Below are 24,484 nucleotides of genomic sequence, written 5' to 3'. Positions count from 1 at the left end.
TTTCACGAGGCCGAGGATGGGACCGTAGACCTCGTCGGGGTTGCCGCCGGCTGCGACGGTGCGCAGCATCTCGTCGACCTGCGATCCGGCGAACATCGCGCGCAGCAAGAGCAGGTCGATGCTCTCGTCGGGATAGCGGCGGCGGAGGTCGGGCAGCATCGGCTCGATCGGCGCGGGCACGAGCGGGATGGTGGACGAGCCGTTCGCGATGATCTTCTCGAGCACCTCGGGCGCGATCGGCCCGAGCAGTTCGCCGTAGTACCCGAGCGCGTACTTCTTGATCTCGTTCGGCACGAGCTTGTAGCGCTCGCCCGAGATGACGTTCATCACGGCCTGGGTTCCCACGAACTGCGCGAACGGTGTGATCATGATCGGGAACGCCAGCTCCTCGCGCACCCGCGCCACTTCGTAGAGCAGCTCGGTGAAGCGGTGCGACAGCCCGGCGGTCGCGAGCTGCGAGTGGAAGTTCGACAGCATCCCGCCCGGCAGCTGATGCATGAAGTGCAGGCCGTTGTAGGCGACCGGATGCCCGACCGGCTTGTCCTCGGCCTCGGCGATGGCGATCAGCTGCTGCGAGATCGTCTCGATCCGCTCGTCGTCGACGTTCACCACGTAGCCGAGCGCGCGCAGGTCGCTGACGATGTCCTGGGTCGCCGGCTGGGCGGCCCCGTTGGCCATCGGCGCGATCGAGGTGTGCAGAGCATCCGCCCCGAGTTCGACGGCCTCGAGGTACACCAGCGGGGCGAGCCCGGTGAGGCAGTGGCTGTGGATCTCGAGCGAACGGTCGCCGATCACGGCCTTGAGGGCAGGCACGAGGGTACGGATGCGGTCGGGCGTGAGCAGACCGCCCGCGTCTTTGAGCATGATGGCGTCGACATCCGCCCTCTCGATCAGCTCGATCGCCTTGGCCACGAAGAGTTCGTCGGTGTGCACGGGGCTCTCGCAGAACGAGACGGCGCCGAAGGTGGAAGCACCCAGCTCCTTGGCCCGGATGAGGCCGCCGGCGATGTTGCCGACGTCGTTGAGTCCGTCGAAGGCGCCGATCACCCGGAAGCCGTTGGCGAACATCCGCTCGACCCAGGCCTCGATCACGTCGTCGGCGAGAAAGTCGAAGGCGGCGAGGTTCTTCGAGCGGATCAGCGTGCGGAAGACGGAGTTCGGCGCGTTCTGGTGCGCCAGGCGCACCCGCTCCCACGGGTCTTCTTTGAGGTAGCGCACGGCGACGTCGAACTGGATCGGCGCCACGAGGTCGACTTGCGCGAAACCGACCTTGTCGAAGTCGGGCGCCAGCTGCACGATGTGCTCGGTGCGCATCCGGGTGGCCCACAGGCTCTGGTGCGCGTCGCGCAGCGTGGTGTCGATGATCGTGATCTCACGGCGGCTGCCCGGGGGGCGCCCGCCGGCGGCCATGACCTCGGTGATCGTCTCTGCAGTACTGGTCGTCATCGATCCGGCTCCACGTTCTCCTCGACATCGTCGTCGATTTCACGCTACCGATCGGTGGGTTCCGGATGCCGGGGGCGTCTCAAAGTGGGACGCCGCTGCCGCTCACAGCAGCTTGCGCTCCAGGGCCCAGGCCGTGAGCTCGTGGCGGTTCGAGAGCTGCAGCTTGCGCAGCACCGAGGAGACGTGCGTCTCGACCGTCTTCACCGAGATGTAGAGCTCTGTCGCCACCTCGCGGTACGAGTAGCCGCGGGCGATCAGGCGCATCACCTCCTGCTCGCGCTGCGAGAGCCGGTCGAGCTCGTCGTGCGCGGCAGCCGTCTCGCCCGCCGCCGCGCCGAACGCGTCGAGCACGAAACCGGCCAGCCGGGGTGAGAACACGGCGTCGCCCTCGGCCACCCGCCGCGCCGCCTCCGACACCTCGGCGCCCGAGGAGCTCTTGGTGATGTAGCCGCGAGCGCCGGCGCGGATGACGCGCACCACGTCGTCGGCGGCATCCGACACGCTCAACGCCAGGAAGAGCGTGCTCGGCGACGAGGCGGCGGAGCGCTGGATGACCTCCGCACCGCCCCCGCCACGTCCCCCGGGAAGGTGCACGTCGAGCAGCACCACGCGGGGCTGCACCGCCTCCACGAGCGCGATCGCCTCGTCGACCGTGGCGGCCTCGCCCACCACGTCCAGGGCCGGGTCGAGGTCGGCACGAAGGCCCGATCGGAAGATCGAGTGGTCGTCGACGATGGCGATTCGCAGGGCGGTCATGGCTGGTCCGTTCCTGGATCGGCGGCGGGGTGTTCTTCGCTGACGGGCAGGCTCAGCCGCACCTCGGTGCCGGTGCCGCCGCGCCCCGGGGCGATGACGGCGGTGCCACCCGCGCGCGCCAGGCGACCGATGATCGACTCGCGCACGCCCAGCCGGTCGGCCGGGATGGCGTCCAGGCTCATGCCCGGTCCGCGGTCGGTGACGATGAGGTCGATCCGGTGCCTGACCACCTCGGGCCGGCTCCGTTCGACGAGGCCCACCTCGAGGAACACCGAGACGTCTCCGCCCGCATGCCGCGCGGCGTTGAGCATCGCTTCGCGACCCGCCGCGAGCAGACTCTCGGGCGCCGGCACCGACGGCCCCACCGTCACGACCTCGAAGCGCACCGCGTGGTCCTGCTCGATCAGATCGGCGATCCGGCGCAGCTCGCTCGCGAGATCGCGGTCGTCTGCCGGCACGGTGTCGAACAGCCAGTCGCGCAGTTCCCGCTCCTGGGCGCGGGCGAGCCGCGCCGCCTCGCTCTGCGGCCCAGCCTTCTGCTGGATGAGCGCAAGCGTCTGCAGCACGGAGTCGTGCAGGTGCGCGGCGATCTCGGCCCGCTCGTTCGCGCGCTCGTGCGCGGCCCGCTCCGCGCCGAGATCGCGGGAGAGCCGCACCACCCAGGGCAGTGCCACGAGTCCCACGCCCAGCAGCACCGAGACGGCGGCCACCACGACGGTCCACACGTTCGGGGTCTCGCCGGTGATGAAGAACAGCAGGATGCCCGTGGCCACGAGCACGAGTGCGCCGAGCGAGCGCACCACGAGGGTCGGCGCCGTGGCGGCGGCGCCCGCCCGCAGGTCGGCGAACTGCCGCCAGGCCAGCGCGACGCCCGCGAGCACCACGATGCCGGGGATCACGACCGCGAGCGGCACCTCCATCCCGAGCCGGCTCGCCACGAGCGCACCGCCCGCGCCGATCAGCGCGAGACCCAGCAGGATCTCGGTGACGGGGGCTCGGCGCAGCTGCTCGGCGCTCACGCCGTCCTCCCGGCCGTCGTCGGCGCGGGGCGGGGCCCCCGGCGCCGTGAGGCTCGCACGCAGGAGAGGATCCCGTTCGGCCTCCGCCACGGGCGTCGCCGCCCACAGCCAGGCATAGAGCAGCAGGCCGGCCCCGCCGCAGAGCGCCAGCAGCACGGCCGCCGTGCGCACCACCGCGACCGGCGCACCGAGATGCGCGGCGGTTCCCGCGCACACGCCGCCGACCACGCGCAGGCGCGGGCGCACGATCGATGCGGCGGTCTCCATTCCAGCATCCAACCAGGTCGGGCAGCCCGCCCACGCATCGCGGCCCCGATCTCAGGGCCGATCTCAGGGTCGGATCAGGGTGCTCCCCCATATCGGACACTCCCGGTGCGTCGCCAGACTGGGAGCATGTCCACTCCGCCTCCCCCGTCTGCCGAATCGGCCCAGCCCGCATCGCCCCCTTTCACACCTCCGCAGTCCGCGCCGTCGCAGTCCGCACCGCCGCATCCCGGCGCCCGGCCGGTGGGGGCCCCGTTCTTCGGCTGGCTGCGCGGCCTCGGCATCACCCGCCGCGACGACGCCTGGGTGGCCGGCGTCTGCTCCGGCATCGCGGCCCGCACCGGCCTGGACCCGCTGCTGGTGCGCGGAGTCGCGATCGTAATCGCCGTGCTCGGCGGCCCCGTGTTCCTCGCCTACGCCGTGGGCTGGGCGCTGCTACCCGACTCCCGCGGCCACATCCACGCCGAGAGCGCGGTGAACGGCGTGTTCACCTACCCCATGGTGTTCATCGGGCTGGCGGCCGCGCTCACCTTCGTCCCGTTCATGCGGGGCATCTGGTTCGACGCCGTGCCGGGGGTCTGGGGCATGCCGGACTGGCTCGAGGCGACGCTGCGCACCCTCTGGGTGCTCGCCCTGATCGCCGCCGGCATCTGGCTCACCGTCGCGATCGCCCGGCGGGTGCCCCGCTCAGGCGCGCACGACGTGCCCGGTGCGCAGGCTCCGGATGCCGCCACTCCCGGCACCCCGGATGCCACGACTCGCGACATCCCGCACGCCGACGCGCCCGCGCCGGCTGCCGCACCCACTCCCCCGCCCGGAACGTGGTGGACCCACCAGGGCGCCACGCAGCACGGCACGAGCCGCGAGCGCCACGAGCAGGCGCGCGAGGCGGCCCGGGCCCGCGCCGCGGCCTGGCGCGCGGCGCATCCTCAGCCTCGAGGCGCGGGTGCAGCGTTCTCCTCTGTGGTGCTCGGCATCGCGCTCGTGGCGGCGGCCCTGGTGGGCATCGGCTACGGCGCCGTGGTGCCCGAGGGTTCGCTCGTGCTCGTCATCAGCACCGCGGCGCTCGTGGTGGTGGCGGTCGGAATCGTGATCGCGGGCATCCGGGGCCGCACGAGCGGTGGGCTGGGAGGTATCGCGGCGCTGCTGGCGATCGTGGTGGTGTTCACGGGCATCGTGCCCGCCGGCACCCAGGTGCAGCCCTTCGGAACCCAGCGGGTGGATGCGGTTCAGGCGCTGACGGGCTCGCCCGACGGCTACCTGCTCGTGGCCGGCCGCACCGTGGTGGACGCGGACGACCTCACCGCCCGCACCGGCGGCGGATCGATCGACGTCTGGCTGGGCGCCGGCAAGACCGAGATCGTGCTTCCCGAGGGTGTGCCGGTGCGCGTGGAGTCGCACGTGCTGGCCGGAACCGTCACCTCCTCGCTCGGCACCGAGCGCAGCGGCGTGCTCATCGACGACGACCGCCTGTTCACGGCGACCGGCTCGCCCACGGGAATCCCGGCCGATCCGGATGCGATCGGCACCGCCGACTCCGCCTTCGACGGCCTGACGGCGGCTCAGCTGGCGCGCATCCCGGTGATCCACATCTGGCTGCTCGCCGGCACCGTCGAACTGGTCGGCGACACCGACGCCGACACCGAGAGGTAGGCGATCATGACCGACGACGCGACCGCGGAATACCCCGCTCCCACCGCTCCTACGAGCAGCACGACGACCGAGTCCCCCGCAGCGTCCGGGGCGACTCCCGGCGCCGCTGCCGGCTCAGCTCCTGCTCCTGCTCCTGCTCCTGCTCCTGCTCCTGCTCCGCAGCCGACGCCGCCTCGCCGGCATCCTGCGCAGTTCGGCACCATCGTGTGGGGGATGCTGCTGCTGGCCCTGTGCGGCTTCGTGGCGCTCACCCGCTTCGGACCGGGGGTCGACGCCGACCGCTTCCTCTGGGCGTTCGTGGGCGTGATCGCCGCCGGCGTCGCCCTCGTGGTGGTGGGCATCGTGGCCGCGTTCCGCCGCTAGTGCTCGGTGAAGGCGGTGAACTTGGGCAGCGTGAAATCGACGGGGTCGACGATCGGGATCTTCGTGGCCCCCTCGATGATCGCACCCAGGCTCTCCCCCTCCTCCACGCCGTGGCCGACCTTACTGCCGTGGGTGGTGGTGGGGATCGCTTCCGAGGGAGGCCTCCAGCCGAAGTCGGCCGGCGCGGGGATGGTGCGCACGATGCACTGCGTCTCGGCCTGGATGTCTTCGATCTTGAGGCCGGAGTAGGTGCCGGTCACCTCGAAGTCGCCCGACGTCGTGATCGACGTGCCGTCGGCATCCGTCGCCGTCGCGGCCACCGTCACCCGGTAGCTCTCGCCCGACCCCGAGGTGAGTTCGAGCGTGCGGCCGCCCGGCACCAGGCGGCAGGCGATGCGGAAGATCCCGCCGTCGACCCAGGCGTCGACGAAGGTCGTGGATTCCTCCACCGCGAGCCCGGCGACGCTCCAGGCCACGCTCGGGCGGGCGAGACCGGTGGTGCGCACCACGAAGGCGGCGCGCGTGCTGCTGGTCCAGATGCCGGTGCGCTTGGGCTCGCCGCACTTGTTCTGCGTCTGCGACTGCATCTCGCCGCCGGTGGTGGATGACTCGGCGTCGACCGTCAGGCTCGCGGTCTTCGGTGTCGAGGGAGGAGGGATGGGAACGCCGCCGGGCGGCACCTTCGGCACGTAGGCATCCATCACCAGAATTGCGAAGATCTGCACCCCCTCGTCTTCCTCCCGGCCGTTGTGGCGGGTCACGGTGATGCCGTGCGAGGTGTCGATGGTGTCGAACTCGTAATACAGGTCGTCGGCGAGAGCGGGAGACGCTGCCTGCTTGGGCACATTCGGGTCGTAGACCCAGAGCTTCACGGTCTGCGCGCTCTGCTCGTAGGCGTAGGCGAGCACTTGGTGGTTGGCCCCGATGTCGAACTCGTCCGACTGCACCAGGCCGAGCGGCACCAGGCGCCCCTCGTCGAGTTCGCGGCGGATGCGCGGCCACTCCTCCCGGTAAGTCACCCACGCCTTCCCCTTCATCACGCCAAGGGTCTGCAGGGCACCCTCGTCGTCATCCGGATAGACGGGCGAGGAGTAGGAGAGCCAGCGCGAGCCGCGCCCGGTGACGTCGAAGCTGTCGAGAAGGCGGTCGCGCACGTGCCGGAACAGCGGGTCGCTCTCGGAGGAGGGCGAGACGAAGCTGCCCGTCGCATCCATCGCCGGCAGGTCGGGCAGGCGGCCGGCGAGGAAGTAGTCGATGGCCGTGAAGGTCATGCCGCCGCAGAGACCCGCGTCGGCGTGGGTGATCGGGATCCAGTCCTCGGGCACCTCGCCGATGCCGAGCCTGTCGGCGAGCTCGCCACCCAGCCCCAGCTCCTCGGAATTGTCGCGCAGGATCGCCTCGCGCATCCGGTTCCATACCCAGCCGAGGGTGACCACGGGCAGGTCGTCGCTCCAGGTGTTCGCGAACCCGAAGCCGTTCACCGACGGCACGAATCCCGGCACGGCGACGCGGGCAGTGTTGCGGAAGGCGATCCGCAGTTCGGCGCGGTTGTCGTGCTTCTGGCCCTCGGCATCCACGTACGCCGCGTAGTATCCGGCCGGTGCGTGCACGTGGAAGGTGTTGCCGTACTGCGACTCCACCCACGGGCTGTTCGCGAAGATGTAGAACTCGCCCACGACCGTTCCGGATGCATCCACCACCTCGTACCACGCGCGCGCCTCCACGCCGCTGAACGCGACGCCGACCGCCGAGTCGCCCTCGGCCTGCCACTGCAGGGTGCCGCCCGGCGTGGTGGTGAGGAAGCTCGCGGGCGTCCATCCTCCCGGCGTCCACTCGCCCGAGGTCGCGGCATGGTGCAGCCGCAACGTGGCTCCCGACTCGTTCGACACCACGACCCGCATGTAGTTGCGCGACATCACGCACCTCGATCCGCTCCCTCGATGCAGCTCATGATCCTCGCTGGGAGGCCCCGAGGGAAGAGCCGTTCGGGTCGCGTCTCAACTGCGCTTCTCCGACCTCCGCTGACGCGGCCCCGCACAAGCTGTGGTGCAGAAAAAGCTGCAAATAACGAGGACCGACGCCGTATATGGCCTCGGTCCTCGTTATTTGCAGCCTTTTCGACGCCATGGCCCTCTAGGTGCGCTTCACGCGCTCGCGCGTGGTGCGCTCGCCCTCCACTTTCCGCTTGCCGGAGTCGACCGCCGAGAGCGGGTTCGTGATGGCTTCGAGGGACTTGCGCTCGGCGTTCACCCCGAAGATGAAGGCGACGATGCCGCCCGCCACCATCAGCAATCCGGCGCCGATGTAGCCGATGGCGATCGGGCCGCGGTCCGAGCCGTCGCCGATCAGGGTGGCGAAGAGGAGCGGAGCGACGGATCCGGCGATCTGGCCGATCGAGAAGAAGTACGAGATCACCTGCGAGCGCATCTCGAGCGGGAACAGCTCGCTCACCGTGAGGTACGCGCTCGAGGCCCCGGCGCTGGCGAAGAAGAACGCGACGCACCAGAAGATCGTCTGGCTGGTGGCGTTCAGCACGTCCGCCTGGAAGAGGAATCCGGAGACGGTGAGGATGATGCCCGACAGGCCGTAGGTGGCGAGGATCATCTTGCGGCGGCCGATGGTGTCGAACAGGTGCCCGAGCACGAGTGGCCCGAGCAGGTTGCCGATGGCGAACGGGAAGAAGAAGTACTGCACGGCGTCGTTCTCGACCCCGTAGAAGTTCTGCAGCGCCAGCGCGTAGGTGAAGAAGATGGCGTTGTAGAGGAAGGACTGCGTGATCATCATCGTGAGGCCGACGATGGTGCGGTTCGGGTAGTCGCGGATGAGTACGCTGGCGATCTTCTTGAACGGGATGCGGTCCAGCGGCGTGACCTCGATGGCCTGATCGTCGGGTACGGGCTCGAGTTTCTTGCCCGTGGTCTTCTCGACCTGCGCCTCGATGTCGTCGACGGTCTTCTCGGCGACGTCCTCCTTGCCATGGGTCATCAGCCAGCGCGGGCTCTCCGGGATGTGCCGGCGCATGTAGATCATGATGAGGCCGATCACCGGGCCGATGAAGAACGCGAGCCGCCATCCGATGTTCTCGGCGAAGTTGTCGGGGTTCAGGAAGAACAGGTTGGCGACGGATCCGAGGGCCGCACCGCCCCAGTAGGTGCCGTTGATGGCGATGTCGACGCGGCCGCGGTAGTGGCTCGGGATGAGCTCGTCGATGGCGGAGTTGATGGCCGCGTACTCGCCGCCGATGCCGAGGCCGGCGATGAAGCGCATCGCGAACAGGAACTCCATGTTCGGGCTGAGGCCGGCGAGCGCCGATCCGACGAGGTAGATGCCGAGGGTGATGATGAAGAGCTTCTTGCGCCCCCACTTGTCACTCAGGCGCCCGAACACGAGGGCGCCGACGACTTGGCCGACGAGGTAGATGGTGCCGGCGAGACCCACCTGCTGCGAGTCCATGCCGAGCGACTCCTGGAAGCCGTTCGAGGCGATGATCTGGATCTCGAGTCCGTCGAGGATCCACGACACCCCGAGACCGAACACGACCATCCAGTGGAACCTCGTCCACGGCAGCCGGTCCATCCTCGCGGGCACGAGGCTCCGCACCTTCTTCGGCTTGGGAGTCGCCCCCGCCGCATCCGTCGTTCGTGACACGTCGCACCTCCGTCTCGCCGGTCGATCGTCGGGCGGAAGCGGGGCTACGCCGGCGGCGCGTCCGAACGTACGCCCGTGTTAACGATTTCGCACGCGTGGATTCCATCCCGGTCACGATTTCCCCCGCCGCAGCGACGAGACACTACCGATGAGTTGATGTTCCGGCGAACGACCGATGGCGGCGATGCGGGAGAACAGTGCGCGGCGGATTGGTGTCTGAGCGGGCGCCTTCTCTATGAGAGTCATGTCACTGGGACTGGCGCACGTTACTGTTCGATTGTGACCCAGAGTGTGTCCGGTAGTGAGCTAGCGAAATTCGAATCGCCATGGCCGATGAGCCGCGATACGGATCTAGAGGCATGGAAACAGCAGTTGGCAAATCTGTCGCAAGCTAATGCATCACTCCGCCCTGCGAAGACGGGCGGACAGGATGCTCGCCGAATGTGGGATCTTCAACTCGTTTGCGCCCCAATTCAGCCTCGATTCCTACGAGACAACGAATCGGAGATCGAGAAAGAGCGGGTAGTCATGGCGGAGATCGAAGGAGTGCACGTTGGATTCTGCTTGTCGGCTCCGGGTCCGTCAGAAGCCGATCCGCTATTCGTTCAGGTAGTAGCGGTCGCTCCGGAGGCACGAAAGCGGGGGGTGGGCTTGTCGCTATTGTCAGCAGCCGCAGCGAAGGAGCCCCTGCGCGACATTGCGCTAGCAACCCAACCCGACAATGTCGCTGCCTTGGCCATGAATGAGAGGTTTGCCGTCTCACTCGGAGCGAACATCAGGCGAGTTCCCCTCGGCACTTTTCGACACGGTGACCTAGGAATTCGACGAGGCGACGGGTACCGCTCCTGGCATATCCAGCGCTAGGTCTAGAAATCGACGTGAGATGGCGCTTCATCTCATCAGGTATGCGCGGCGGAGCTGATGACTATGCATCAGACCTGTGCCGGTCAACGTAGGCCGCCAGCGCCTCCCGTACTACGTCGCTGATTGTCCGCCCTTCGGCTTGCGCCGCTGCTTGCGCAGCCTCATAGAGGTCTGTTGGGATTCTGAATCCACGAATTGGCGTCTTTGGCTGATTGGGCACGTGATCAGTGTGCCATGATGCCACTGAACATTACTCAGATTAACCTTGCGCCGGTGTTGTAACACCGGTAAATTCGTACGCATGACAGCCAATAGAACCGAGCTGATCGTCGGGGTTCCCGACCAGCTCGAACGGACGGCTCGTCTTATTGCCGCGGCACGAGGCGAGGACATCAATGCAGTGGTTTGCGCGGCCTTGCGCGAGTACGTCGGGACGGTGCCACTTTGAGCGCGCACGAGCGGTTCGGCAACCGGCTGCGGCGGTGCCGGCACTGCGGCATCCGGGTGCCCCGCGGGGAGATGGTCTACTACCACCGGGCGTGCTCCGAGGACTGCGCCGACGAGCTGTGGATCAAAGACACGTTCAAGCACGACCTCGATTAGCGCCCCTGAAGCCTTAGCTCGCCCATCGTCTATCTCGTCAGCTCAACATGTTCAAGGGTTGAGCCAGCCGCCCGGCAGGCAGATCGACGCTTCGAGAGGCTGCTTCCGACCATGGCGTCGTGGCGTTTTTCTGCTGGTTGACCCGCTTACTTGTCACACCCTGCCAACGAACCAGCGGCGGCTATCCTGGCGAAATGGGATGGGTGCGCGTTTATGACCTCCGAGACGAAACAGCCCGTATTCGCCAGGTGCAAGAGGCGTCTCTGAACAAGCCCGGCTTTGGGTTGGATACAGATCCAGCGCTTTTCGGGAGCCACGAGTGGTGGAGCGCCGTCCGAGATGGCCAGATTCCAAACCGTGTCATCGAAGGTACTGTCGTTGACGTCCAGTGGGGCAGCATGGGCGACTGGCCGATTTGGAAGTTCGGCGCCTCGGACGGCACGGTCACAGAGTGGACGCGCGAAGGTGAGCACACGCGGTACGTGACAGGTCTCGCGGCGCAGGTCCACCTCGTCACTGTGCGCTGGAAGACGGATGCGGTGCTCGCTCCGGGCGCTCAGCGCGAGCACGAAATGCTCGTCAGCGTCGACCTTGAAGACAGCGATGAACGGTCCGCTCGGGTCGGCCCGGGGCCATTCCCCGGCGCATACGACTTGCCGACCAAGCGATCATGGTGGATGGCTTCGATCCGTCACTTGCTGCAGCGCAGGACGTAGCAGCGCAACTCCGAGATCGAGGCACTCCATTTGTTGAGGGATCGCAGTTCGGGCCATCTCTTCGGCGAGTGTCCATCTCGCCGAAGGGATCCCGTTGTGCCGGCTCCGTAAGCTGAGATCGTGGGGAACGGTCGATTGCGCAACGAGAAGTGGTGGACTGGACGTGCGCACCACCTCGCCCGCATCGGTGTGATCGCAGTGGTGACGGGCGCGCTGTGGATTCCTTTGATTGTGTTCCTGCAGCTTCCTGAGCGCTCGCTGCTCGGGCCGCGCGGTCATCTCGGGGTTGCCCTGACGGCGATGGTGCAGTTCGTGGCACTTGGAGCGGGCCTCGCCGTCGCCGCGTACCAGCCGACGGACGAATTCCGTGCCCGGCGTAGATCGTGGATCTGGGGGTTCTTGGCGGTTCCCCCTGCGCTGCTGCTTGCCTAGGCGATTCCCCTCTTCCTCGAGAGAACGGTGCTTGCTGGGCTGTTCCAGGACGCGGTGGGATGGTGGGTTGGGCTCGCGGCAGGAGCCGTCCTATTCTCCGCCGCGGCACTCGTCAGCCCTCGTCACGCGCGCGTGGTCGCCGTGCTTACGGCCGTACTGACCGCGTGTGCCCTGGGGCTCGCATCCGTCGTCACGTTCACCTATTTGACGGTCCCGATCGTCATTGGCCCGCTGACTGTCTACTGCGTAGCGCTCGCCCTGAAGTACGCTTCGGCGTCCTATGCGCACGCCATCGACCCGCCGAGACCGGTTCGCACGAAAGCAAGCTCCTGAATCGCAGGGGTGGATGGCGGATTTTTCCGAGCATGGCGCATACCCGACTTCACCTAGGCCGATCCCCCAGCGAGCACTTGGTCGGTTGTTGAGCTGACGCCGATGAAAAGGCGCCTTCGGCTTTTCCGGCGGCGGCGGTGCCAAGTCAGCTCCGGCTATCGTGAATGACTCGGGGATCTAGCGGCGAGAGGGCGTGCTCCGATGCCGATGTGGTTCAAGGGTTCACGCCGACGGGCGGTCTCGTTTGCAGCAGTTGCTGGTGGGGCCGCTTTGATGTGCGGATGTGTCGATTCTTGGGAGCTCGATCCGGAAAGCACAGTCGTCTACGAGGGGGAATACTCAGCCGTCGTCGAGAGATGCGCCCGCGTCACATATTCGTTCGATGACCTAGGCGAGACTGTCGGGGTCAATGTGGTGGCGGACGACGTCTCGGTCTCCTCGCCCGAGCTGCAAAATGGCCTTGAGCTGGTCACCGTTGCTGGCACATCCACCGCGCGAAACTCAGGTACCAGGCCAGACCTCGTTCGCGATTGGACGTGCCGCATCGATGTCGGAACCGTTGGGAAGTCATACATCACAGTCGAATACGGCATCTTGCGAGAAGTCGAGTAGCGATTTGCCCCTCCCGCTGAATGCACCCAGGACGGTGCTCCACCCGCATTGGCCAACCGAGAGAATTGGCCTCCAGAATAGGAACCTGGGGCAGGCGCCGGCTGTCGACGCCGCTGAACCGAAAGCGACTGCCATGCGACACCGCAACGCCATTCACGAAACGGTCGACAGTTATTGCACAAGCCGGGAGATGGTCAAGAAGTCCGGCAGCTGGTTTAGCCGCAGCGAGAGCGTGACAACCGTCGTGAATCTCCAGAAGTCGCAGCACGGGCCCAGCTACTACATCAACGTCGGATTCTGGTTTCAAGAGATTGATGAGCAGCAATTCCCTCCACCGAACAAATGCCACATCGTGTCCAGACTCTCGTCGTGGTTGCCCATAAGCGAGGAACGGGAATTGGTCGACCTTCTGAACCTGGAAACACCGATACACGACGACCCGAGGGCTGAGGCGCTGACGGGTCTCTTGGACAGGCATCTGTCGCCAGTACTCGCTGAAGCCCGAACTGCGGATTGGTTCCTGAGTCCGGACGGGGAGGCGATTCGATCGCGATCCGGAGTGAAGGCTGCTGCGCAGCAGCTGCTCGCAGGCCAGACGTGATTCTCGATTGGCATGTTTGATAGGCCTCGGCGCGTTAGACAGGGTCCGAAGCGTGCGTAGCGTCCGACTGGCCGATCTGCGAGTCTCTTGGCTATGTCTTTCGGAACGTTTTCGGCTGGCGAGACCTTCACCGCCACTCATGCCTACGCGTGGTTTTCGTCAGCAGCGGATACCGCGGAACTCGCTGGCGAAGTCCGTGGTGAGACGGGGCTGCGCTTGTGGCAAGCTTCGCTCACCTACGTCAAGAACTGCCAGCCGTCGCTTGAAAACACTGGCGATGTTCGTGCCCCATCAGCCGAGAGACTGAATCAGCTGACGGTACAGCAAGGCCGTGTGGTGTTCGTCAGGTATCTGGACGCCTACAACCGGCTATCACCAACCGCCACATCCGACTTCGCGTTTTACATTGATTCTGACCCCGCGGCTTGGCCGGATTGGCTTACATGTCTCGAGTCCGTCGACTGACCAGAGCCCGATGAGGGCTCCGTGAACGGGCATTTGATCTTGCGGCGCGAGCGTCACTGGAGTTCAAGTGCTCGAATCCTGAACCCATCGAGCCGTCAGCCGCAAGGCGTCAGAGTCTGCACGGAAGCGCGCAGGCTTTGGACTCCACCGATCAGGGTGACGGTGGATGCGCCCTGGGCACTCAAAACTCCGGTCGTCGACGGTTCGACGCAATCGGAGTGTGACAGCATCAACGGCGACCCGCTGGCACCGGCGAGGACGCCGCCGCTCAGAGCATCCGGGAACTTCTCTCCCGTCGCGAAATAGATCGAAGTCGCATTCGTGAAGTAGGCCGAGTTGATGGCGTCGGACACTTCGTAGCGGTTCGCGCCGCCGAATCGGACGACCTCGCCCGGATAGAGACCCGTCAATTGCTCTTCGATTCCGGTGGGGCTGATACCCTCCAAGTCATCTCAATGACGCGCCTTGCATCGCAGGCCCATACAACGCTGGAGGTCATTCGGTGAAGCGCACGACGCATCCGAAATCCCGACAGGCCGCGGGCTTCGTAGTCTGCGCGCTCGTGGCAGCCATCAGTGCGGGATGCGCGAATCAGATCGATACGGCGCTCCCCGCGACCGCGGTGGCCTCGACACCAGCGGTGACCCTTCCGGCGCCAATTCCAACCCCCTATCTCAGCAACGATGCGCCGGGAGAACTCTCTGGTGAGGTCGTCACTGCTTTGCTTAGCGTGCGGGATGCCGCTCCCGCGCTCTATCCGGCGAATTATGCCGGCATTGCCAGCGGCACAGCGGCTTCGAAAGACATGCTCGTGATCTACCTCGCCGACACGACACCCGCGATCGAGGCAGAACTCTTGGCCATGTCAGGGCTACCCGCCGACAAGATCGTGTTCGAGCCGGCATATCAGTCACTCGAAGCCGCAGGCGTGATCGACCGCAGAATCATGGCCGGCGTCCCAGCGCTGCGCGCCCAAGGGATCGACCTGCAAACCTTCGGGGTGGGGGTGGACGGAGTCGAAGACATCGGGATGGACGATCCCACAGACGAACAGATCGCCTATCTGTTCGAGCAATACGGCCCATACCTCCGGATCGATCGAAACGTCACGCCGGCCAGACTCCTTTGACGTGCAGCGACGTCGGCGGCAAGATCCAGGTCGATGGCTCGATCCATGTCAGAACGACAGCTCTGGAGACGGCGGGTTCGTGGACCCGGATCCCTACTCGTACGTCGTGAGGGCGAGGTCGAGGAAGGGCAGGCTGTCACGAGGAAGGACGGTCGTGCACACGACATACTCGTCGACCAGGAATCCGACGGCGTAGACGAACGGGTCGGTGTCGATCTGTAGGGCGGGGAGATCGTGCCCATCGACGTTCACGGTGGTCTCGGCCACCGAGGCGGCCGTGACCTTCCATTCGGTGCTCGTGCTGGGGCCGGCCGGGAGACCGAGTTCGGCTCGGAAACTGTTCCGCAGAACATGATTCGTATGGTCGATGAGCTGCTGCGGCAAGGAGGCCAGCTGCGGGTCCGGCGATGCGTGCCATGCCGTGCGAACGGCTTCCCAGAGCATCGGATACCGAAAGATCTGGGCTTGTTCGATCAGCCACGCCGGTCGCCCCCACGGGGGCTCCTCCTCGATCGCGCGACGTATCCGTTCGTCCAGTTCGACCTCGTTGCGGGGGTCGGAGCGATCTTCGGGATACCTCCAGAGCGTGTAGGTGAAGAGAACGGCCAGTTCCTCCCGGCCCGCCGCCCCGCGGCTCTCCATGAAGCCGGCGATCGGAGCGCGGGATAGCGACGGCTGGGGTTTGAGCTGGAAAACCGGGAATGACACGCTCCGTACGCGCGCTTCGGCTTCGACGCTCGGGTCAGGGGCATCCGTCGGTACGACTTCGCCGTATTCCATTCGTCCAGTCTGCCCTCCACCCCAGTTGATTGCCAGGCTCCGTGGCTCAGGCGTCGCCATCGCAACATCCCGACAAGTGTTGAATATTGCGACCGGGTGACCGATGCTTGAAGCATGTATGTGATCGTTTCCGTGGTGACCCTGGCTGTCGTCGTCATTGCGTTGGTGGACATCATCACTCGACCGGAGGGCGACACGAAGCACCTGCCGAAGATCGTGTGGGTGCTGCTGGTGGTCTTCCTGCCGTTGATCGGCAGCATCCTGTGGTTCGCCATCGGCCGGGAGTACAACACCCGCAGGCACGACCCGGTGAGCTTCGGCGACCCCCGCCGCTGGGCCGGCCGTCAACGCACCTCGCCGCGCGCCAATACCTCGTCGAGGTCGACCGAGCAGCAGCTTGCCGACCTGGATGCCGAGATCGAGTACTACAAGCAGCGCGGATCATCCGGGCCGAAAGAGTCCTGAACAGGGAGCCAGTGCCCGCGGGACAATCGGAGTAGAACAGTGGACGGGGGGTGCTGTGTCCATCAACGAGAAGGTCGGCGTCGGCTTTCTGGCGGCGTTCGCCATAGCCTGTACCCTCTGCCTCTTTCTCGTCCCTGATCTCGGATACGGAAAACCCGGTCATGGCCTCTTCCGGCTGCTTCCCGGCAAGTCGCTGTTTGTAGTCGGGATCGTTTCCAGCGTGGCGATGATCGTGATCGTCTTCGTGAACAAGCGCCGACAGAAGAAGGGAAAACCGCCCATCTAAGCCGTCAGCGGACTGATCAGCGGGCCCGTTCGAGTCGGCGCAGACTTCGCGAGATCAGGAAAAACGTGACCGGGATGGGCAGAACAACTACGGAAACGACCCATCGGTCGGAGCCGGGATCGACAATCCACCAGATGAAGCTCCCGACAGCGATGGTGAGGCCTGCCACCGTGCTCGCCAGGGCCTCTCCGGAGCTCCACCCCCGCTTCCAGAACCACCAGACGATGCGCCCGGGTTTTCTGGGAGATTCACGGTCGTTCGTCGTCTCCATATGTCGAGCATCGCACTGACGGCGTCGTAGCGGATCGAGGGCGGCTCTGGTCTGCGGAGTCTCTACGATCGTCATCGGGGGTGGCTCATGGTCGACAGGCGTCGTGATGCGGGAAGTGCGGGTTCGTTGTCGAGCGACGACCGGCCGAAGGCCGTAGTCGCGTGCTGGATCGCCTTCGCAGTCGGCAGCCTCGTCATCGTCGGGACCCTTGTCTTCTCCGGCAACAGGCTGGCCCTCGCGCCTCTTCTACTCTTCGGCTTCCTCGCACTGCTCATCGGGGTCTTTCTGGTTCTCGTGCTGGCGAAGGACCCCTACCGTCGCGGCGCGCGGCCACGGGCCGGAGAGGGCACGAAGGCCCACTACCTCAACTTCACGGTGGGCGAGCACGAAATGCACCGGATCGTGTATCGATGGGATCAGACGTGGGGCTGGCTCACCGTGACGGTCGACGATGCGCTGGTCGTGAGGCGGCTCGTCACACTGAGCGTGAGCTTGGTGCGCGTGGTGGAGTTCGATGCGGGTGAGCAGGAAAAGCACCATGTCCGGATCGAGAAGCGCCGGTCTCTGTTCGTCTCGTTCGCAAGACCGCAGCCGATCGAAGCGTTCATCGATGGGGTTCCCCTTGCCACACGAGGCGACTCCGGAACAGTCTGAATTCTCGTCAGAGCGAAGGCTCTGGGCCGCACCGCCTCTCGCCGGTCGCGTCGAGGATCCGGAGGCGGCCGCAGGCGGCCGGGCGGCTAGAGGCGGTACCCGATCCGACCGGAGTCGATCTGGGCCTGCAGTTGGCGGAGCTCTGCGGCGAGAGCGGGATCGGACGCGGAGACTCGGTCGGCACGTCGGCCGATGCCGGTCGTGCGACAAGAAAAGGCGATGAGTCCGACGAAGGCTGCAGCAAGGCCGACCGATCCTGCGGCGATTGCTGCGATGACTGCACCCATGAGCACGTTCCTTTCATCCTGTTCACGCAAGGCTAACTTCGACAGCTGACGATTGCATGCAGGCCGATCCTCTGCCGGAGCCTGTTGGTGCGCCCGCGGAAAGCGTAGCGTCTGCCCATGGGTTGGCTACTGGGACTGGGCGTGGTTGCCATTGCGTTGGTACTTGGCATCGCTGGCGGTCGGGATGAAATCCGGGCCTATCGATCGACGACAGCCGGTAAGAGGGCGATGCTCCCAGGCAATGGCCCCCAGAAACGGCCTTCAGATGGACCTGACGCCGAGAGGTGATTCGGGGCGGGAGGGTCGCCACCAAGACGGGTCGAGGGCGGCTTCTCGCGGAGGGTGGGATAAGCGAAATCGGGCTCCAGTCCATCACCGGAATCGACGAAGACGCGCTTCGATCCTTCATCGGCGGTCAGTCACGGAGCGGAATGACGACCGATCCTCAGGCGGTCTCTACCGAGCAGAGCATGCGCCCGTCCATCTTCACCGCACAGCTCACGGACGGGATTGCGATACCGACGATGAACGACTCAGGGGAATGCTCGAATCGCGCACAATCGCGTGCCACCTGACGACTCAGAACATCGCCCACCTGGCGGGACTCGACGCCCGGGACGTGGACAAGGCTCTGAGCGACCCACAGGCCGTCCCGATCGAGCAGCGGTATGGGATCGCGATGAGATGCTCCTACCTGATCAATTCACTCCACCTTGCCGGCAATCGGTGACGGAGTTTCCTTCTATCCGGGTATCGCACGTCCTCTCCGTGGACGATCGGTACGCTGCCGAAGCTGCTGGCCCCACTCAGGGCGCCGGCGCCGGCGACTCCGCTGAGGCGCCGAGTTGCACGGAGAGTTCCATGCAGCGACGCGAAGCCCCGACTCCCGCCGCGAGGCGCGCAGCTGATCGGATGATTGCTCGTACCGAGGCCTACGTCGATGGCTCCCCGCCCACGCGGGTCGCGAGGGGTCGCTCCACCACGAACATCAGCATCACCCCGGCCAGCGCCGCGATCGGTGCGATCAGGAGGAAGATCGGCACGAGGGCGTCGTTGTACGCGGCGACCACGATGGTGCGTTCCAGGGTGGGCAGCCCGGTGACGATCTTGGGGGTGAGCGAGTTTATCCAGGTGCTGCCGGTGGCCTCTCCCGGGAGGGTGCTCGCCAGGATGCCGCTCAGCCGGGCGACGAAGACACTTCCGACGACCGCGGCACCGAAGGCCGCCCCGATCTCGCGAAAGAACGTATTGGCGCTCGTGGCGACACCGACGATCGCGTCGGGCGTCGAGTTCTGGACGATGAGGATGAGGATCTGGGTCGACATGCCGAGTCCGGTGCCCATCAGCGCCAAGTACAGGCACATGATCCAGGTGGGGGTCTGCGCTGTCAGATTCGAGAGCAGGAACAGGCTGAGCGCCGTCACGAACATGCCGATGATCGGGATCGCCTTGTAGTGGCCGGTGCGCGTCACGATCTGACCGGAACCGATCGAGGCGAGGAGCACCGCGGCCGTCGCGGGGATCATCAACAGGCCGGCGTGGGCTGCGCCGACCCCGGTCACCATCTGCAGGTGGGTGGGCATGTAGGCCAACACACCGAACAGGGCGATGCCCGCGATGAGCCCGGCGCCGGTGGCGAGGACGAAGTTGCGATTGCGGAACAGTGTCAACGGCAGCACCGGCTCGGCCGCCCAGAATTCGACGAAGATGAACAGACCGGTCGACACGATGGTGGCGATGATCAGCCCGAGGATGACCGGCGACCCCCAGCCGTAGGTCGTGCCACCCCAGGTGGTGAACAGCACCATGCTGGTCGCCGCCACCGAGAGGAGGGCGATACCGGCCAGGTCGATCCTGGCCCTCACCCGGGGGCGGACGGGAGGCCTCAAGAACGCGGCGGCAAGAACGATCGCCACGGATCCGAGGGGGAGGTTCATCCAGAACGCCCATCGCCAGCCGGGGCCGTCGGTGAAGAATCCGCCGAGCAGCGGGCCGGCCACACTCGATACCGCGAAAACCGCACCCATGACTCCGGCATAGCGACCCCGCTGGCGAGCCGGCACGATGTCGGCGATGATCGCCCACGCGAGCACCATGAGACCACCGCCGCCGAGGCCCTGCACGGCTCGGCCCGCGATCAGTACCCCCATCGAGTCGGCGATGCCGCCGACGACACTGCCGAGCATGAAGATGCCGATCGCTGTGATGAACAGCCTCTTACGGCCGATGAGGTCGCCGAGCTTGCCGTAGACCGGCAGCACCACGGTCGACGCCAGAACATAGGCCGTGGTGACCCACAGCACGTGCTCCGCGCCGTCGAGCTCGCCGACGATCGTCGGCAATGCGGTGCTGAACACGGTCTGATCGAGCGACGCGAGCAGCTTCGCCACCACGAGGCCGGCGAAGACCAGGCGCACTCGCTGAGCGGAGGCGGGTGCCGTGGGTCGTGCACCAGCCAGACGAGTCACGTCGACCGGCTGCCTTCGATCCCGCTACTCCGGTTGTGCCGCCGTCTGACGGCGAGCGACAGCCCGGTCAGCATCAGGGCGGCTGCCCCCGCGAGGGGAAGACCGATGCCGATGCCTGTCGCGGCCAGCCCGGCCGGCGGCTTCGGAGGAGTGCCGGCCGGCGCGCCCGGGGCGGGAGGGGCGGGGCTGACGGCCGGCGGCTCCGGAACGGAGACGGAGGCCGCCCGGATGTGGAGCTTCAGCGATGCTGTCCTCGCGGCCGGCGCGATGCTGCTGCCTGCGATGACGACGTAGACAGAGCTGCCTGCCTTGGTGGGGGTTCCGGAGAGCACGCCCTCAGGGCTGAGCGTCAGGCCGTCGGGAAGTGTGCCGTCGGCGGAGAAAGTGGGGGCGGGGTCTCCGGTCGCGGTGAAGGTGTAAGTGTACGGGGTTCCGACGGTTCCGGTGGTCGGCGGGCTGGCTGCAGTGAACACGGGTGCGGCGGGCGCAGGGCTGATCGTGACGACCTGCTGCACCGTCGCCTCGGGATCGGTGCCGTTGCGGGCGGTGACGCTGTACTCCGAGACCTCCGGTCGGGTCGGTGTTCCCGACAGCAGTCCGCTCGGGCTGAGCGTGAGACCCGCGGGCAGTGAGCCCGACGAGACGACGAAGGTGATCGTCGGTGTCCCGGTCGCGGCGAATGCATACGAGTAGTCGTCGCCGACGACTGCCGCGGGCGGCGGACTCGACGCGGTGAACACCGGAGCGGCACGGTGCAGCACGATCATCGAGACCGTGTCGTCGCCGGAGTTCGCCACGGCGAGGGTGCTGCCGTCAGGACTCACCGCGACCCACATCGGCGCGGCCCCGGCCGGGAGAGAGGGCTTCGTGGTGGCGGTCGCGACGTCGATCACCGAGACGGTTCCGTCGTCGTTGGCCGTGTACGCGGTGGTTCCGTCGAGGCCGAACGCCACCGACTTCGGGCGTTCACCGACGGTGATCGGGGTGCCCACGGCATCCGTGGCTACATCGATGACGGAGACGCTTCCGCCGTCGCCGCTGCTCCCGCCCGTCCCGGTCACGTACGCCGCGGTGCCGTCAGGGCTGAAGGCGACCGAGGTGAGCTCCTTTCCGGCTGCGATCGAGGTGACGAGTGCGCCGCTTCGGATGACCGACACGGTGCCGTCGTCGTTCGCGACGTAGACGGTCGTGCCGTCGGGGCTGAACGCCACGGAACCGGGCCCCGATCCCACTGCGATGGGAACTCCTGCGACGCGGTCGTTGATCACCGATACGGAGTCGTCGAGATAGTTCGTGACGTACAGCGTGAACCCGTCAGGGCTGACGGCCACCGATGTGGGTTCGGTTCCCACGGCTATCGTGGCCGTCACAGCAGCAGTGCCGAGGTCGATCACCGACAGGGTGTCGTCGTGCAGGTTCGTCACGTAGAGGGTCGACCCGTCGGGGCTCATCGCCACCGCGCTCGGACCGACGCCCACCTCGATGAGGCCACCCGTGGTGCCGGTGGCGACATCGATGACCGACACGGATTCGGCGCCGAAGTTCGCGGCGTACGCGGTTCTCCCGTCGGGTGAGAACACGACAGCGACGGGGAACTGCCCCACTGCGATGGCTGCGGGGCCCACGTTGATGCTGTGCGTCGTTCGCGAGACGTTCGGATTGGCGCCGTTGCGTGCGGTCACCTCGTAGTCGAACACCCCGGCTGCGGTCGGCGTTCCAGACAGCAGCCCCTCCGTGCTGAGATCCAGGCCGTCAGGAAGGCGACCGGCGGTGATGGCGAACCTCACCGGAGACACGGCCGTGGCTTCGAAGGTGTAGCTGTAGGAGGATCCGATGGCCGTCACGGCCGGCGGGCTGTCCGCGGTGAAGACCGGGGCGGCAGGGTTCAGCAGCACGATCGACACGGAGCCGCCGGTGTAGTCGGCCGTGTAGAGCCTGCTGCCATCCGGGCTGACCGCGACCGACGACGGCTGGGCGCCGACGGGGATGGCGGCTTCCGTCGTGCCGGTCGCCACATCGATCGCGGAGACGGTGTCGTCGCCCTTGTTCGCGGTGTACGCCGTCGCCCCGTCGGGACTGAACGCGACGGACAGGGGAGACTGACCCACCGGGATGGTGCGGGTCGTGGAGGCCGTGCCGACATCGATGGCCGAGACGGTGCCGTCGTCGGCGTTCGCGACATAGGCCGTCGTGCCGTCCGGGGCGAAGGCCACCGCCGAGGGATTCGATCCCACCGCGATGGGGTCGCCGACGGTGGAATGCGTTCCGGCGTCGATGACGGTCACGGATGCGGTCAGCAGGTTCGTGGCGTAGACCTTCGTTCCGTCCGGGCTGACGGCGACGGCGGAGACCAGCGAGCCGACCGGGATGGCGGTGCTCGCGGTTCCGGCGGCGACATCGATCACGGACACCGTGGCATCGAGACGGTTCGCAGCATACGCCTTCGTTCCGTCGGGGCTGAACGCCACCGAGACCGGATATCGGCCCACATCGATCGTTCCGCTGACCGTGCCCGTGGTGACGTCGATGACGAACACCTTGTCGGCCGTGCTGTTCGCGACATAGGCGAGCGGCTCCGTCGGGCTGAAAGCCACCGCAGCGGGCTGGAGACCGAGGTGGATGCGAGAGGGCGCTGGCTCGGCCGGAGCCGAGCCTGTGGCGACATCGATCACGTGGACGTCTCCGTCTTGGTTCGCGGTGTAGGCGATCGTTCCGTCGGAGCTGAAGGCGACAGACACCGGGAAGGAGCCGACCGGGATCGCGGCGGGATTGGTGGCAAGAGACAGCCGAGCGCTGACCGCATCGGGACTCACACCGTTGGTCGCTGTCACCTCGTAGTGCGCGAGCCCGGCCTTGGTGGGTGTGCCGGACAACATTCCGTCGGGGCTGAGAGCCAGGCCGTCGGGCAGTGCTCCCGAGCTCACGGAGAACGTGGGCGCGGGGATGCCGGTGGCTGCGAACGTGTACGAGAACGGCGCACCGATCGTGCCCAGGGCGGGAGGGCTGGCGGCGGTGAAGACCGGTGCCAGCGGAGACACGACGACGATCGACACCGAACTGTCGTTCGAGTTCGCCGTCGCGAGCTCCCCACCGTTCGGGCTGAGTGCGGTCGAGACGGGCTCGCTGCCGACGGCGACCGAGGCGGTGACCACTCCGGCGTCGAGGTCGACGACGGACACGGAGTCGTCGTAGGAGTCGGAGACGTAGGCCGTCTTCCCGTCAGGCGAGATCGCCACCGATGTCGGGGAGGTGCCTGTCGAGATGGACTCGGTCGTGCGGGCGGCGAGATCGATGACCGACGTCGTCCCGACGTTCTCGTCGGCGGTCAGCGCGGTCGATCCATCGGGGCTGACGACCACGGCTTGCGGGCCGGAACCGACGGGGATCCGGATCGTGACCGTCGCCGTGGCGACGTCGACCACCGACACCTGGGAGTCGATGGATTCCGCCACGTACAAGATCGAGTCGTCGGGGCTGAGTGCCACCGAGGAGGGGCCGTTTCCGACCTGGATGGGGTCACCGGTGCTCCCACTGGCGACGTCGATGACCGAGACGGAGGCGGCGTCGCGGTTGGCGACATAGGCGAGCGCTCCGTCGGAACTGAAGGCCACCGAGCTGGGCGACTGCCCGACCTGGATGGTGGTGCGCACAGTGGCGTCGGCGACGCTGATGACCGAGACGTCGTCGGTGATCGAGTTCGCCACGTAGGCGAGCAGGCCGTCGGGGCTGAACGCAACCGCGACGGGGCTGCCTCCGACGGGGATCGTCGTCGTGACGACACCGCTGGCGACGTCGATGACGGAAACCGAGTCACTCCCGCTCTCGCTCGTGGCGTAGATGGTCCGCCCATCCGGACTGAACGCCACGGCGGACGGACCCGGAGCGACCGGCACCGTCGTGGTGATCTCCGACAGGGCCCGGCCTTCGGCACCGACCGAAGGCACGATCGCCCCGAGGGCGGTGAGGGCGGTGGCTGCGGTGAGGGCGACGAACGTGCGGATCACGGGGTGACCGCGACAGACGTGTCGAGCGTGCTCACCGTGGAGGTGTCGTTCTCGTTCGTCGTCGAAGTCATGGGCGCAACGTAACACGGCGGAGAGCCCCCGCCTAGGACGGAAGACAGATCGGATCGACAATTGTCGATCGCTCTCGCGGGCGCGCACGAAGGCCCCCGCGGGCGCCCGCGAGACCCTGTCGTGAGCAACGCGAAAGGGCGATCTCAGCGAGACGAGAACCCGAGCGTGTCGTCTCGCCGTGACCCCCATCCGGGGCCTATCCCTGTGTGTTCGACAGGCGTAGGTTGCGCTCCGAGGCGTACCGCAGCGCAGGGACACCGCGCTCGGGCCCAAACCTTGGTGACCGCCTCTGA

At 66.7% G+C, this 24,484-nt stretch carries 24 protein-coding genes; 13 read left to right on the top strand and 11 right to left on the bottom strand.

The window, feature by feature from the left end; translation table 11 throughout:
- The 3 genes from Q0D75_RS04340 to Q0D75_RS04330 all read right to left on the bottom strand — a co-directional run.
- Positions 1-1,446 (bottom strand): pyruvate carboxylase subunit B (locus Q0D75_RS04340; protein WP_291049815.1); only part of this gene is annotated, 1,446 nt, incomplete at its 3' end.
- 102 nt (positions 1,447-1,548) lie between these two features.
- Positions 1,549-2,202 carry a response regulator transcription factor gene (locus Q0D75_RS04335; RefSeq protein ID WP_291049813.1) on the bottom strand — a complete coding sequence of 218 codons (654 nt, stop codon included), beginning with the start codon at positions 2,200-2,202 and terminating at the stop codon, positions 1,549-1,551.
- Entirely contained in the window at positions 2,199-3,488 is a 1,290-nt protein-coding gene (locus tag Q0D75_RS04330; RefSeq protein WP_291049811.1) for an ATP-binding protein, read from the bottom strand. Before Q0D75_RS04330 ends, Q0D75_RS04335 begins: the two co-directional genes overlap by 4 nt.
- Positions 3,489-3,614: 126 nt before the next feature.
- Here Q0D75_RS04330 and Q0D75_RS04325 point away from each other — a divergent pair, with 126 nt between their 5' ends.
- A complete protein-coding gene (locus tag Q0D75_RS04325) occupies positions 3,615-5,138 on the top strand; it encodes a PspC domain-containing protein (protein WP_291049809.1) in 1,524 nt (507 codons plus the stop codon).
- A gap of 6 nt (positions 5,139-5,144) precedes the next feature.
- The gene (locus tag Q0D75_RS04320; protein ID WP_291049808.1) at positions 5,145-5,501 is read left to right on the top strand and encodes a hypothetical protein; all 357 of its coding nucleotides are present in this window, start codon (positions 5,145-5,147) and stop codon (positions 5,499-5,501) included.
- On the opposite strand, the gene Q0D75_RS04315 is transcribed toward Q0D75_RS04320, so the two are convergent.
- Together Q0D75_RS04315 and Q0D75_RS04310 are read right to left on the bottom strand one after the other, a co-directional pair.
- Positions 5,498-7,417, bottom strand: coding sequence for a hypothetical protein (locus Q0D75_RS04315; protein WP_291049806.1), 1,920 nt, complete (start codon positions 7,415-7,417; stop codon positions 5,498-5,500). The two genes, Q0D75_RS04320 and Q0D75_RS04315, sit on opposite strands and share 4 nt — an antisense overlap.
- 217 nt (positions 7,418-7,634) lie before the next feature.
- Positions 7,635-9,149, bottom strand: a complete 1,515-nt coding sequence (locus Q0D75_RS04310; protein WP_366513406.1) for an MFS transporter — start codon at positions 9,147-9,149, stop codon at positions 7,635-7,637.
- A 156-nt stretch (positions 9,150-9,305) separates the two neighbouring features.
- Between Q0D75_RS04310 and Q0D75_RS21005 the strand changes: the two genes are divergently transcribed.
- Positions 9,306-10,013 carry a GNAT family N-acetyltransferase gene (locus tag Q0D75_RS21005; protein ID WP_366513405.1) on the top strand — a complete coding sequence of 236 codons (708 nt, stop codon included), beginning with the start codon at positions 9,306-9,308 and terminating at the stop codon, positions 10,011-10,013.
- Between the two features lie 61 nt (positions 10,014-10,074).
- Here Q0D75_RS21005 and Q0D75_RS21000 read toward each other — a convergent pair whose 3' ends face one another.
- Complete coding sequence (locus Q0D75_RS21000) at positions 10,075-10,233, bottom strand: ribbon-helix-helix protein, CopG family (protein WP_366513404.1); 159 nt, start codon at positions 10,231-10,233, stop codon at positions 10,075-10,077.
- A 224-nt stretch (positions 10,234-10,457) separates the two neighbouring features.
- On the opposite strand from Q0D75_RS21000, the gene Q0D75_RS04305 reads away from it, so the two are divergent.
- From Q0D75_RS04305 to Q0D75_RS04285, 5 genes are all read left to right on the top strand, one after another.
- Positions 10,458-10,616, top strand: a complete 159-nt coding sequence (locus Q0D75_RS04305) for a hypothetical protein (protein WP_291049804.1) — start codon at positions 10,458-10,460, stop codon at positions 10,614-10,616.
- Positions 10,617-10,810: 194 nt separating this feature from the next.
- Positions 10,811-11,332 (top strand): hypothetical protein, encoded by a 522-nt coding sequence (locus Q0D75_RS04300; RefSeq protein ID WP_291049802.1) that lies wholly within the window; start codon positions 10,811-10,813, stop codon positions 11,330-11,332.
- Positions 11,333-11,467: 135 nt separating this feature from the next.
- Positions 11,468-11,764 (top strand): hypothetical protein, encoded by a 297-nt coding sequence (locus tag Q0D75_RS04295; RefSeq protein WP_291049800.1) that lies wholly within the window; start codon positions 11,468-11,470, stop codon positions 11,762-11,764.
- Between the two features lie 1,078 nt (positions 11,765-12,842).
- The gene (locus Q0D75_RS04290) at positions 12,843-13,310 is read left to right on the top strand and encodes a DUF4304 domain-containing protein (protein ID WP_291049798.1); all 468 of its coding nucleotides are present in this window, start codon (positions 12,843-12,845) and stop codon (positions 13,308-13,310) included.
- A 93-nt stretch (positions 13,311-13,403) separates the two neighbouring features.
- Positions 13,404-13,775, top strand: a complete 372-nt coding sequence (locus tag Q0D75_RS04285) for a hypothetical protein (protein ID WP_291049796.1) — start codon at positions 13,404-13,406, stop codon at positions 13,773-13,775.
- Positions 13,776-13,870: 95 nt separating this feature from the next.
- Here Q0D75_RS04285 and Q0D75_RS04280 read toward each other — a convergent pair whose 3' ends face one another.
- The gene (locus Q0D75_RS04280) at positions 13,871-14,221 is read right to left on the bottom strand and encodes a cell wall-binding repeat-containing protein (protein WP_291049794.1); all 351 of its coding nucleotides are present in this window, start codon (positions 14,219-14,221) and stop codon (positions 13,871-13,873) included.
- A gap of 56 nt (positions 14,222-14,277) precedes the next feature.
- On the opposite strand from Q0D75_RS04280, the gene Q0D75_RS04275 reads away from it, so the two are divergent.
- Entirely contained in the window at positions 14,278-14,904 is a 627-nt protein-coding gene (locus Q0D75_RS04275) for a hypothetical protein (RefSeq protein WP_291049792.1), read from the top strand.
- A 93-nt stretch (positions 14,905-14,997) separates the two neighbouring features.
- Here Q0D75_RS04275 and Q0D75_RS04270 read toward each other — a convergent pair whose 3' ends face one another.
- Positions 14,998-15,744 carry a hypothetical protein gene (locus Q0D75_RS04270; protein ID WP_291049790.1) on the bottom strand — a complete coding sequence of 249 codons (747 nt, stop codon included), beginning with the start codon at positions 15,742-15,744 and terminating at the stop codon, positions 14,998-15,000.
- A 54-nt stretch (positions 15,745-15,798) separates the two neighbouring features.
- On the opposite strand from Q0D75_RS04270, the gene Q0D75_RS04265 reads away from it, so the two are divergent.
- On the top strand, positions 15,799-16,149 hold the full coding sequence (locus Q0D75_RS04265) for a PLD nuclease N-terminal domain-containing protein (RefSeq protein ID WP_291049788.1): 351 nt from the start codon (positions 15,799-15,801) through the stop codon (positions 16,147-16,149).
- A 55-nt stretch (positions 16,150-16,204) separates the two neighbouring features.
- On the top strand, positions 16,205-16,435 hold the full coding sequence (locus Q0D75_RS04260) for a hypothetical protein (RefSeq protein WP_291049786.1): 231 nt from the start codon (positions 16,205-16,207) through the stop codon (positions 16,433-16,435).
- Between the two features lie 16 nt (positions 16,436-16,451).
- Here Q0D75_RS04260 and Q0D75_RS04255 read toward each other — a convergent pair whose 3' ends face one another.
- Positions 16,452-16,706 carry a hypothetical protein gene (locus Q0D75_RS04255; RefSeq protein ID WP_291049784.1) on the bottom strand — a complete coding sequence of 85 codons (255 nt, stop codon included), beginning with the start codon at positions 16,704-16,706 and terminating at the stop codon, positions 16,452-16,454.
- An 87-nt stretch (positions 16,707-16,793) separates the two neighbouring features.
- Here Q0D75_RS04255 and Q0D75_RS04250 point away from each other — a divergent pair, with 87 nt between their 5' ends.
- Together Q0D75_RS04250 and Q0D75_RS20995 are read left to right on the top strand one after the other, a co-directional pair.
- Complete coding sequence (locus Q0D75_RS04250) at positions 16,794-17,360, top strand: hypothetical protein (RefSeq protein WP_291049781.1); 567 nt, start codon at positions 16,794-16,796, stop codon at positions 17,358-17,360.
- Positions 17,361-17,831: 471 nt separating this feature from the next.
- Positions 17,832-18,377, top strand: a complete 546-nt coding sequence (locus Q0D75_RS20995) for an HTH domain-containing protein (protein WP_366513407.1) — start codon at positions 17,832-17,834, stop codon at positions 18,375-18,377.
- A 202-nt stretch (positions 18,378-18,579) separates the two neighbouring features.
- On the opposite strand, the gene Q0D75_RS04245 is transcribed toward Q0D75_RS20995, so the two are convergent.
- On the bottom strand, positions 18,580-20,115 hold the full coding sequence (locus Q0D75_RS04245; RefSeq protein ID WP_291049778.1) for an MDR family MFS transporter: 1,536 nt from the start codon (positions 20,113-20,115) through the stop codon (positions 18,580-18,582).
- Complete coding sequence (locus Q0D75_RS04240) at positions 20,112-24,119, bottom strand: beta-propeller fold lactonase family protein (RefSeq protein WP_291049776.1); 4,008 nt, start codon at positions 24,117-24,119, stop codon at positions 20,112-20,114. Before Q0D75_RS04240 ends, Q0D75_RS04245 begins: the two co-directional genes overlap by 4 nt.
- Positions 24,120-24,484: the final 365 nt, after the last annotated feature.

The organism is Herbiconiux sp. (assembly GCF_023264855.1).
In the GTDB taxonomy this organism is placed as follows: Bacteria; Actinomycetota; Actinomycetes; order Actinomycetales; family Microbacteriaceae; genus Herbiconiux.
Note: the sequence above shows the minus strand (reverse complement) of the source record. Positions and strands in the feature narration are given on the sequence as shown.

Coding starts and splice junctions, on each gene's coding strand:
- Q0D75_RS04290 (WP_291049798.1), top strand. CDS start 12,843: ATGCGACACCGCAACGCCATTCACGAAACGGTCGACAGTTATTGCACA.
- Q0D75_RS04325 (WP_291049809.1), top strand. CDS start 3,615: ATGTCCACTCCGCCTCCCCCGTCTGCCGAATCGGCCCAGCCCGCATCG.
- Q0D75_RS04255 (WP_291049784.1), bottom strand. CDS start 16,706: ATGGAGACGACGAACGACCGTGAATCTCCCAGAAAACCCGGGCGCATC.
- Q0D75_RS04330 (WP_291049811.1), bottom strand. CDS start 3,488: ATGGAGACCGCCGCATCGATCGTGCGCCCGCGCCTGCGCGTGGTCGGC.
- Q0D75_RS04285 (WP_291049796.1), top strand. CDS start 13,404: ATGTCTTTCGGAACGTTTTCGGCTGGCGAGACCTTCACCGCCACTCAT.
- Q0D75_RS04300 (WP_291049802.1), top strand. CDS start 10,811: ATGGGATGGGTGCGCGTTTATGACCTCCGAGACGAAACAGCCCGTATT.
- Q0D75_RS04250 (WP_291049781.1), top strand. CDS start 16,794: ATGGTCGACAGGCGTCGTGATGCGGGAAGTGCGGGTTCGTTGTCGAGC.
- Q0D75_RS21005 (WP_366513405.1), top strand. CDS start 9,306: ATGTTCCGGCGAACGACCGATGGCGGCGATGCGGGAGAACAGTGCGCG.
- Q0D75_RS04320 (WP_291049808.1), top strand. CDS start 5,145: ATGACCGACGACGCGACCGCGGAATACCCCGCTCCCACCGCTCCTACG.
- Q0D75_RS04270 (WP_291049790.1), bottom strand. CDS start 15,744: ATGGCGACGCCTGAGCCACGGAGCCTGGCAATCAACTGGGGTGGAGGG.
- Q0D75_RS04315 (WP_291049806.1), bottom strand. CDS start 7,417: ATGTCGCGCAACTACATGCGGGTCGTGGTGTCGAACGAGTCGGGAGCC.
- Q0D75_RS04265 (WP_291049788.1), top strand. CDS start 15,799: ATGTATGTGATCGTTTCCGTGGTGACCCTGGCTGTCGTCGTCATTGCG.
- Q0D75_RS20995 (WP_366513407.1), top strand. CDS start 17,832: ATGAAATCCGGGCCTATCGATCGACGACAGCCGGTAAGAGGGCGATGC.
- Q0D75_RS04335 (WP_291049813.1), bottom strand. CDS start 2,202: ATGACCGCCCTGCGAATCGCCATCGTCGACGACCACTCGATCTTCCGA.